Source organism: Variovorax humicola, assembly GCF_037889915.1.
GTDB classification, from domain to species: Bacteria; Pseudomonadota; Gammaproteobacteria; order Burkholderiales; family Burkholderiaceae_C; genus Variovorax; species Variovorax humicola.
Genome location: NZ_JBBKZV010000037.1, coordinates 41,942 through 51,252, shown reverse-complemented (window position 1 = coordinate 51,252; position 9,311 = coordinate 41,942). Strand labels below are relative to the sequence as shown.

At 61.5% G+C, this 9,311-nt stretch carries 8 protein-coding genes; 2 read left to right on the top strand and 6 right to left on the bottom strand.

What is annotated here, in order from left to right; all coding sequences use genetic code 11:
- Nucleotides 1-263 precede the first annotated feature (263 nt).
- The 4 genes from WKW80_RS32175 to WKW80_RS32160 all read right to left on the bottom strand — a co-directional run bounded on the left by WKW80_RS32175 (nucleotide 264) and on the right by WKW80_RS32160 (nucleotide 4,849).
- Nucleotides 264-1,232, bottom strand: coding sequence for a PDR/VanB family oxidoreductase (locus WKW80_RS32175; RefSeq protein ID WP_340367656.1), 969 nt, complete (start codon nucleotides 1,230-1,232; stop codon nucleotides 264-266).
- 124 nt (nucleotides 1,233-1,356) lie between these two features.
- On the bottom strand, nucleotides 1,357-2,091 hold the full coding sequence (locus tag WKW80_RS32170) for an ABC transporter ATP-binding protein (protein ID WP_340367655.1): 735 nt from the start codon (nucleotides 2,089-2,091) through the stop codon (nucleotides 1,357-1,359).
- A complete protein-coding gene (locus WKW80_RS32165; protein WP_340367654.1) occupies nucleotides 2,088-2,891 on the bottom strand; it encodes an ABC transporter ATP-binding protein in 804 nt (267 codons plus the stop codon). The genes WKW80_RS32170 and WKW80_RS32165 overlap by 4 nt, the downstream gene beginning before the upstream one ends.
- The gene (locus tag WKW80_RS32160) at nucleotides 2,888-4,849 is read right to left on the bottom strand and encodes an ABC transporter permease (RefSeq protein ID WP_340367653.1); all 1,962 of its coding nucleotides are present in this window, start codon (nucleotides 4,847-4,849) and stop codon (nucleotides 2,888-2,890) included. The genes WKW80_RS32165 and WKW80_RS32160 overlap by 4 nt, the downstream gene beginning before the upstream one ends.
- 343 nt (nucleotides 4,850-5,192) lie before the next feature.
- Between WKW80_RS32160 and WKW80_RS32155 the strand changes: the two genes are divergently transcribed.
- Entirely contained in the window at nucleotides 5,193-5,915 is a 723-nt protein-coding gene (locus tag WKW80_RS32155) for a TetR/AcrR family transcriptional regulator (protein ID WP_422823005.1), read from the top strand.
- Between the two features lie 113 nt (nucleotides 5,916-6,028).
- On the opposite strand, the gene fdxA is transcribed toward WKW80_RS32155, so the two are convergent.
- Together fdxA and WKW80_RS32145 are read right to left on the bottom strand one after the other, a co-directional pair.
- The gene (gene fdxA, locus WKW80_RS32150) at nucleotides 6,029-6,361 is read right to left on the bottom strand and encodes a ferredoxin FdxA (protein WP_340367652.1); all 333 of its coding nucleotides are present in this window, start codon (nucleotides 6,359-6,361) and stop codon (nucleotides 6,029-6,031) included.
- An 87-nt stretch (nucleotides 6,362-6,448) separates the two neighbouring features.
- Entirely contained in the window at nucleotides 6,449-8,095 is a 1,647-nt protein-coding gene (locus tag WKW80_RS32145) for a 6-hydroxynicotinate reductase (protein WP_340367651.1), read from the bottom strand.
- Between the two features lie 262 nt (nucleotides 8,096-8,357).
- Here WKW80_RS32145 and WKW80_RS32140 point away from each other — a divergent pair, with 262 nt between their 5' ends.
- Nucleotides 8,358-9,131 (top strand): ferredoxin--NADP reductase, encoded by a 774-nt coding sequence (locus WKW80_RS32140; protein ID WP_340367650.1) that lies wholly within the window; start codon nucleotides 8,358-8,360, stop codon nucleotides 9,129-9,131.
- Nucleotides 9,132-9,311: the final 180 nt, after the last annotated feature.

Here is a 9,311-nt window from a genome sequence, read left to right as displayed (position 1 = left end):
ATCTCAACAGCCGCATCGACGAGCTTCTGCCTCACAACTGGCGACCGGCCTGATCCAGGCGTCCACACACGCCTCACGTCCGCCTTCAAGGTGGGACGGCGAGCCGCTTACGTTGCGCGGCCGGAAACAGGACTTCGAGCGCGGCGCATGCGACTCTGTTCCAAGTACGCTCCGGGCTGCGGCGCACGTGAGAGCTCGGACACGCATCAGGGCAAGGGCCACACAGGAAACCAGCGATGCACCGCCATAGACCGCGCAGACCGCTACGCATCGATAACGAGTCGCCTTCCTGTACAGCGAGACACACAGATCATCATGGTCTTGCACGCTTGCCGCTCGGCTTTTGTGAGGATTGCGTCTTGATGGTCCAGCTCACCGTCATAGTTCAGGACCGCAGTTTCACAAGCACCGCACACCCCTTCCCTGCAACTGTGGTCGGGGTTCAAACCCGCTTCGAGCAGGGCGTCCAGCACGGACTTCGCCGGCGGCACTTCCACGACTTTGCCGCTTCGTTTGCACGTCACCTCGAATCCGTGCAATTTGGACGCGGACTCCACATGCACCGAAGCGAAGCGCTCGACGTGAGCGTTCGGATAGCCAAGTTCTCTACAGGTAGCTTCGAAAGCATCGAGCATTGGCGTCGGGCCGCAGCAGTAGAAGTGGCTTTCTGCGTCATGACTTGCCAGAAGCGTGCCGAGCTGGGGAGCAGCGCCTTCCTCGTCGTCGAAGTGCCAGGTGACCTTTTCATTGCCGAGCAATCCTTCGATGGATTCAATGAATGCAGCTTCCTTTCGATTGCGGGCGCAATAGATCACTTCCACCGCCCGGCCCAAGGCAGTCAAGCGCTGCAGCATGCAGATGATCGGCGTGACGCCGATGCCCCCTGCGACCAGCACGCTGCGCCGCGCTTCCTCGTCCAATTCGAAATTGTTTCGCGGCGGAGACAAGTCTATGATCTGGCCCACACGCAGCTGTTCGTGCACATAGCGGGAGCCGCCACGACTTCTGCGGTCATTGAGTACACCGACCACGTAGCGTCCAACGTCGCTCGACGAATTGCATAGCGAATAGCTCCGCGTCAGGCCGTTGGGCAGGTGGAGATCGACATGCGAGCCCGCGCGAAAAGGCGGAAATTGAACGCCCGACGCGCCGGGCCGCAGCTCCACGCTGACAATGCCTTCGGCCTCATACCGCATGGCATAGACCAAAGCCTTGAGGGTAGATGCAGGCATATGGAGAATTACTCAAAAGTCGATCGAGTTCGGCCAATCAACGCTCGACCTCGCATCCCCCAATCCATTTTGAACTTGGCGGAGGACGCACTGCCAAGAGACTAGCCAGCTCGTACCGACAAGCTTAGACACTCAGATAGGCACGACGTACATCTTCATTCGCCGCAAGCTCCTGCATCGTCGCCTGGTAGCGGATCTGGCCCTTCTCGAGCACATAGGCCCGGTCCGACACCAGTTCCGCGAAATGCATGTTCTGCTCCGACAGCAGGATGCTCACGCCCTGCGCCTTGAGTTCGAGGATCATGTGGGCCATCTGCTCGACGATGACCGGCGCGACGCCTTCGGACGGCTCGTCCAGCAGTACGAGGTACGGGTTGCCCATCAGCGTGCGCGCCACCGTGAGCATCTGCTGCTCGCCGCCGCTCATGCGGCCGCCGGGGCGATTCGGCATCTCGCCGAGATTGGGGAACAGCTTGAACAGTCGATCCGGCGTCCACTCCGGCGCCGCCGCGCCGTCGGTCCAGGTGCGCGCGGGCTGCCTTCCGACTTCGAGGTTCTCCATCACCGTAAGGTCGGTAAAGACACGCCGGTCCTCGGGAACAAAACCGAGACCCAGCTTTGCTGCCTGATGCGGCTCGGCCTTCGAGATGTCGTGTCCCAGAAAGCGTACCGCGCCGCGACGCTTGCCCATCATCCCGATCAATGCCTTGAGCGTCGTCGACTTGCCCGCGCCATTGCGGCCCATCAGCGCTACAACCTCGCCGCGCCTGACTTCGAGATCGATGTCATAGAGGATCTGCGCGGCACCATACCAGGCGCAAAGCGCCTTGGCTTCGAGGAGGGTTTCATGGGAACTCATGCGTGCTCTCCAACCGCAGCATTCACAGCGGCGGCCTTCTCTGCGATCTTCTCAAAAGTCTTGCCGCTGCCGAAATAGACCTCCTGGACCTTCGGATGGTCGCGGATCTCCAGCGGCTTGCCTTGCGCAATCAACCGCCCACGCGCGAGCACGATCATGCGGTCGGCATACGCAAACACCACATCCATGCTGTGCTCGGTGAAAAGCACGGCCATGCCACGCTCGATGACAAGCTCCTTGGTAAGTGCCATCAGCGAATTGCGTTCCTTGGGCGCCATGCCTGCGGTGGGTTCATCCATGAGCAGGAGCTTCGGACCGTTGGCCATCGCAATCGCGAGTTCGACTCGCTTCACATCGCCATAGGCCAGCACGCTGCACGGGCGATCTGCCTGTGCCTTCATCCCGACTTGATCGAGCAATGCCAGCGCTGCTTCCCGCTTGTGATCAGCGGCGCGGCGCCATGTCGAGAAGAGCTTATGGTCATGCGACAACAAAGCCATCTGGACGTTCTCGACCACGGTGAGCGACGCGAATGTCTCGGCGATCTGAAAAGTGCGCCCCACGCCCATGCGCCAGATCTCGCGTGGCTTGCGGCCGACGAGTTCCTCGCCGTCGAGCAAGATCGACCCGCGATCTGCCTTCAACTGGCCGTTGACCATGTTGAAGGTGGTCGATTTGCCGGCGCCGTTCGGCCCGATCAGCGCCAGCAGTTCGCCGGCGGCGAGTTCGAAGGTGATGCCATCGACCGCCTTGACGCCGCCGAAGGATTTGCCGATTTCCTTGACTTCGAGAAGGCTCATCGCGCCACCTCCGCGACAGTCGCCGGAACTTGTCGGGGCTGTTGGACCGCGACACCCGACAGGATGTTGCTGCGCCGTGCGCGCACGTGCAGGCGTTCAGCGATCTGCCTGAGCGAACCCGCGATACCCTGTGGAAAAAGAAGCACCAGGATCAGGATGATCGCTCCCAGCAACGCGCGCCAGTATTCCGTGTTGCGCGCCACGGTGTCGTGCAACCATGCGAACGTGAACGCCCCCACCACCGGGCCGGCCAAGGTCTGGATACCCCCCAGCAGCACCATCACCAAGCCATCGACCGATCTGCCGACCGCGAGTGACTCGGGCGAGATGCTGCCCTTCGAATAGGCAAAGAGCGCCCCGGCACCGCCAGCCACCGCGCCGGCCAGGACAAAGCCTGCCCACTGGATTCGCTTGACATCGATACCTATCGCGTCGGCTCGCAGCGTTGAGTCGCGCCCGGCTCGCAGTGCATAGCCGAAGGGCGAGAACAATACGCGCCGCAATCCCCAGATGCCCAGGCCCACCAGCACCAGCGTGAGCCAGTAGTAGCTGCGCTTGTCCGAGAGCCATTCGGAAGGCCAGACGCCCGTGAGGCCATTGCTCCCGCCCGTGAAACCATCCCACTGGTAGACGATCGCCCAAGTGATCTGCGCGAATGCAAGCGTCAGCATGGCCAGATACACGCCCGACAACCTCACCGCAAACCACCCATAGACAAATGCGCCGAGGCCGGCAACGAGTGGCGCCAGCACCAACGTCAGCTCCATTGGGCATCCAGCGGCGCGCGCCAGCAGTGCGGCGCCGTAGGCTCCCAGGCCAAAGTAGGCCGCGTGTCCAAAGGAATGCATGCCCGCTGGCCCCATGATGAAATGCAGGCTTGCGGCAAACAAGGCTGCGATCAGCAAGTCCACCAACAGCACGATCGTGTAAGGCGAATCGCCCGTTAGCAGGGGCATGGCGGTGAGCATGACGACCATTGCGGCAACGGTTGTCACGTAGGTCTTTCCCGCGCGGCGCAACGGCTCTTCCTGCATTCCCGCATGCCGACTCGGCGCCTGCGGCCGCCCCATCAGACCCCAGGGACGCCAAACCAGCACGGCGGCCATCACCAGGAAGTCGACCACCAACGTGAGCTTGGAAAAGGAGACGGCGACGCCCGCGATCTCCACGACACCCAGCCAGATGCAGACTGCCTTGATCTGGCAGATCAGCAATGCGGCGACGTAGGCACCGGGGAGCGAGCCCATGCCGCCCACCACCACCACCACGAACGCGGCCCCAATGGCGTTCAGGTCGAGCTCCAAGGTCGCAGGCTCGCGGGGCAGTTGAAGCGCCCCACCCAATCCAGCCAGCAATGCACCCAGCGCAAAGACTGCCGTGAAGAGCCAGGCCTGGTTGACGCCCAGAGCGCTGACCATCTCACGGTCCTGCGTGGCGGCGCGTACCAGCGTGCCAAAACGGGTTCGGGTGAGCAGCAGCCACACCAGGCCGAGCACGATGGGGCCGACCACGACGAGGAACAAATCGTAGGTCGGAATCTGGCGTCCAAGCAGCGTCACCGATCCGGAGAGCCCCGGCGCGCGCGGCCCGAGCAATTCATCCGGCCCCCAGAGCCATAGCACTGCGTCCTTGATTACCAGCACGAGGGCAAAGGTGGCAAGCAGTTGAAACAGCTCGGGAGCCTTGTAGATGCGACGAAGCAGCGTGACCTCGATCAGCGCGCCCAGCGCGCCCACTGCAAGCGCTGCGGCCGGCAGCGCCAGCCAGAAGCCGACGCCACCGAGTTTTTCGGTCAATGCGTAGGCTGCATAGATGCCCACCATGTAAAAGGAACCGTGGGCGAAATTGACGATGCGGGTCACCCCGAAGATCAATGACAGCCCCGCCGCCACCAGGAACAGCGAAGACGCGGACGCCAACCCGTTCAGCAGCTGCACGATCAGACTTGAAAAGTTCACTAAATCACCTCCTGCAGAACCCCAAGGGGTCTGCGCTACGTTCAATACCATGGTCCATGGATGCGTGAGGTCCCTTGCAACATGCATGCCTGTTTATTCATGTTGCGTTCCCTGAATGAAGTAATCTAATGCACCCTTGCCGTGCAGGAATGGGTGTTTTCCAGAATGCGTGAACTTCACCGGTGCATCGACGAGCAGAATGTTGGCCGGAGCCTTCTGCCGAAGCAGCCTTCCATCGTGGAATTGCTGCGACACGGATTGCCCCATTCCATTTCGCGCCAGCAGGTACTGCGCTGCAAGGCAGCCGCTGGCAACCACCCATCGCTTTGACGCACCGTGCCCAATGACCCTCAAGAATCCGCAGGCAGTGAACAACGACAACAAGCCATCCGTCGATCAGGGCGAGGCTGCCCGTGTGCCCTCCTCCAAGCGCGCAAGGAAGGGAACCTCCCGCGACGCGACGGCCCAGGCAACGCGCGATGCCATCCTCAAGGCAGCGACGAAGGTGTTCGCGCAGCATGGCTTTGCAGGTGGCAGCGTGGAAAAGATCTCACAGGCCGCGCGAACGTACGACCGCATGATCTACTACTACTTCGGCAGCAAGGAAGGCCTCTTCGTTGCGGTGCTGGAAGGTGTCTACCAACGAATGGACGATGCGGAATCGGCGATTGCCTTCGATCTTTCCCGCCCCATGGATGCATTGACCGCAGTGATCCGGTTCGTGCACGGCTACTACCGCCGACATCCTGAGTTTGTCACGCTCATCAACACCGAGAATCTCCACAAAGGTCGCCACATCGCGAAGTCAAAGCGCGCGCGCGAGTACTCCTCGAAGGCGGTTTCGATCATCGAGGCCATCCTTGCCAAGGGCGTTGAGCAAAAGGTCTTCCGACAGGGGATCAGTGCACGAGAGGTCTATCTGCTCATCACGGCATCCGGGTACTTCTACACGTCGAATCAGTACACGCTCAGCAGCTTCCTGGGCGAGGACCTCGATTCGCCTGCGCAGCGTGGGCGCTGGGAAGCGTTCGTCATCGACTCGGTTCTGCGGATCGTTCGCAAGTGACGGCTTGAGGCGACGGGCGCCACGCAAACGCAGCGCCTGTGCGGCGTCCCTTTCGAGCGGAGATTCCTCTACAACGTGCCGGGCGTGGGGCGTGATCCCCGGCCGCTCGGCTTTCAAGAGCCCTGAAGAGTGACCGTGCCCAGTTTGTTGGTTGCAGTGCTCCACTTCTCTGCCTCAGGGTGCGGTTGCTCCCTTTTCGTGATCAAGGGCCACTCCCTGGCAAGCTTTGCGTTGATTGCCACGAAATGCCCCAGATGGTCGGGCAGATCTTCTTCGGCGTAAATCGCGTTCACTGGACATTCCGGGATGCAGACGGCGCAGTCGATGCACTCATCCGGATCAATCACCAAGAAATCCTTGCCGGCCTTGAAGCAGTCCACCGGACAGACATCAACGCAGTCGGTGTATCGGCAGCGGATGCAGCTGTCGCTGACAACATGGGTCATGAACGATCCTTTGGCATAGAGGCTTTCGCCGAGTTAGGGTATGGCGTCGAACAGATCATTTGACTTTCTTTCGGTTGGTTGGAACGTTCAACCCAGCATGGGCTGCTCCCCGAGCGGCCAGGCATTGCTGATATCCGGCCGGCACCATTGGCGCTGCGTCGGTGCGCCGTCGTCCTGCCACGCACCTCGCGCCAGCGCCTGCTCCAACGTCATCACGTGTTCCATGTGTCCGCCGAGCGCGGCGTAGTCGGCCAGGCACATGTTGAACTCGATCGGCGCCACGATCGCGGGCGTGGGTACCGTGCCAAAGCTGTTGTCCGGCATGCGCAGGACGTCCGCCATCACGGTGATGCCGCCGCCCGGCCACACGTAGGCAGGCGCCCCGCCGCAGGTCACGTTGACCAATGCGCGTTTGATCGCGCGCGTCAGCAAGATCGGATTCTCTGTGACGCCGGCTCGCAACGACCCGCCCGCGCCCCCGAGGAAGAGCACCGTGCACAGCGAGGGCTCGCAGTTTTCGCCGATTCGCTCGACAACCTTGCGCACGGCCGCCGGCATGGACTGCTGCACCGGTTGCAACGCTTCGTCCAACACGTACCACTGCGCCTGCTCGCCGGTGGTGGAGGTCATGAGCAAGCGCAAGCCGGGGCGAGCAGCGCCGGGCTCCCACCCCTCGATGATCGAGAGCGGATTCGCGATGTCGGTGCCGCCCCAGCCATTGCCCGGATTGGCGACCTGGAAGTAGCGTCCCGGCGTGGATTTTCGTCCTCGCATCTGGATACCCGAGGGCTGCATCGCCAGGCAGCGTCCCGCCTGGTGTTCGGTCAGTACGCCAGTGATGTGATCATCGACCACGACCACCTCGTCGGCCAGCCCGTGGAGTTGCCTGGCGAAGATGCCGACGGTGGCGGAACCGCAGCCTACGCGCATGCGCTGCTCATGCACGCCGTTGACGATCGGTGCCTTGCCTGCCTGGATGACCAGGCTCGAGCCGCCATCGATCGTGCATTCGGTCGCCTGCTTGTTGCACAGGTGCTGCATCACTTCCAGCGTCATCCGGCCTTCCTTCTTGCTGCCACCGGTGAGATGGTGCACGCCGCCGAGCGAGAGCATCTGGGAACCATACTCCGCCGTCGTGACGTGTCCGACAACCTCCCCCTTGTAGCGCACGTTCGCCTGCTCGCTGCCAAGGAAACGGTCCGTGTCGATCTTCACCTTCACGCTGCAGTAGCTGAAGATGCCTTCGGTGACGACGGTGACCATGTCCACTCCCCGCGCCTTGGAGGCAACGATGAAAGGCGCAGGCTTGTAGTCCGGATAGGTGGTGGAGGCACCGACGCCGGTGACGAAGATCTTGTCGGCCAGGAGAAGGTCGCCATCCCAATCCCTCACCGGCAGCGCGGTCTCCCGGGCCGGAGTTTCCGATTCGCCTTCCAGTTCGCCACACGGCCGGACGAAGGGCACCAGGGCGGGCGCGTCGTTCGCCAATTCCCGGCGCAGCAGCAGGACCGGATCGACGCGCACGAGCGTTCCGCCCCGATTCGCATAGCGGTCGCACGCCCCCGTTCGCCCTTCTGAAATCTGACAAAGCACCGGGCAGGCATTGCATTCCATTTTTGCGGCGCTCATGCGGTCGTTGCGTAGCGGCGACTTCGTCAATCCGGGTGCCCCCTGTTCGGGCAGCACCGGCACGTCCATGCCTGGCAAGCCATCGGTCTTGGTGTGTTCGGTCATGATGTTGAAATCCGGAATTTTGATTAGTTAAGTACTCCCTACATTTTTGGAATGTAGCAGTTCCGTCGCGGCCCATCAACATGGTTCTCGCCGAAAGATCGCGGCTCATGATCCGATTCAAGCGTCCGCTTCCTGAAGGGTTGCACTCTCCGTCCGAAGCCACTACCATCGCATTTCGTTCATGTAGGGTTCCCTACATCAACGAACCGCGCAGCATCGCTTGGCTGCTCGGAGACCGGCAACCACCACAAGGGGATTCACCATGAGTGCATTTAGCGAAGAACGGGTCCTTTCGGTCCATCACTGGACCGACCGCTTGTTCACCTTTACCACCACCCGCGACCAAGCCCTGCGCTTTTCCAATGGCCACTTCACGATGATCGGCCTGAAGGTCAACGACAAGCCGCTGTTGCGTGCCTACAGCATCGTCAGCCCCAACTACGAGGAGAACCTCGAATTCCTTTCGATCAAGGTCGAGGAAGGTCCGCTCACTTCACGGCTGCAGCACATCCAGGTAGGCGATACCGTGATCGTGGGCCGCAAGCCGACCGGGACCCTGCTGATCGACTACACCCTGCCTGGCAAGCGCTTGTATCTCTTCGGCACCGGCACGGGGCTCGCACCCTTCATGAGCGTCATCCGCGATCCGGAGACCTACGAGAAATTCGAGAAGGTCGTACTCGTGCACGGCGTGCGGCAGGTGGACGAGTTGGCTTACCACGATGTGCTGGTCGACCACCTCCCCAATCACGAACTGCTGGGTGAGATGATCGAGAAGCAACTGATCTACTACCCGACGGTCACGCGGGAGGAATTCCGCAACATGGGCCGCATCACCGAGTTGATCGAAACCAACAAGCTGACCGATGACCTGGGTCTGCCGGACCTGAATCCTGGAGAAGATCGTGTGATGCTCTGCGGAAGCCCGGGCCTGCTGGTAGACATGAAGGAAATCCTCGAGCGCCGTGGCTTCAGGGAAGGAAACACCAGCACGCCCGGCGACTACGTGGTGGAACGCGCTTTCGCAGACAAGTAATCCGGCGTCGTCTCGGCTCTGCGATGTGGGGATTGCGCGGTCGCCGACTTTTCGGATTGATCGAGCGGCGTTGCGAAACGTTCGCGTCCCCGTGCCCAAAGCGGTGCCAAGCTGGGATCGGCGCACCAGACACAGGCGAAATTTCGCACAAATTAAGTGTTTACTCCAATTTCATGGAGA

What these genes read in the sequence shown, in the direction of transcription:
- WKW80_RS32170 (WP_340367655.1), bottom strand. Translation starts at nt 2,091, where the DNA reads ATGAGTTCCCATGAAACCCTCCTCGAAGCCAAGGCGCTTTGCGCCTGG.
- fdxA (WP_340367652.1), bottom strand. Translation starts at nt 6,361, where the DNA reads ATGACCCATGTTGTCAGCGACAGCTGCATCCGCTGCCGATACACCGAC.
- WKW80_RS32175 (WP_340367656.1), bottom strand. Translation starts at nt 1,232, where the DNA reads ATGCCTGCATCTACCCTCAAGGCTTTGGTCTATGCCATGCGGTATGAG.
- WKW80_RS32140 (WP_340367650.1), top strand. Translation starts at nt 8,358, where the DNA reads ATGAGTGCATTTAGCGAAGAACGGGTCCTTTCGGTCCATCACTGGACC.
- WKW80_RS32145 (WP_340367651.1), bottom strand. Translation starts at nt 8,095, where the DNA reads ATGACCGAACACACCAAGACCGATGGCTTGCCAGGCATGGACGTGCCG.
- WKW80_RS32155 (WP_422823005.1), top strand. Translation starts at nt 5,193, where the DNA reads ATGACCCTCAAGAATCCGCAGGCAGTGAACAACGACAACAAGCCATCC.
- WKW80_RS32165 (WP_340367654.1), bottom strand. Translation starts at nt 2,891, where the DNA reads ATGAGCCTTCTCGAAGTCAAGGAAATCGGCAAATCCTTCGGCGGCGTC.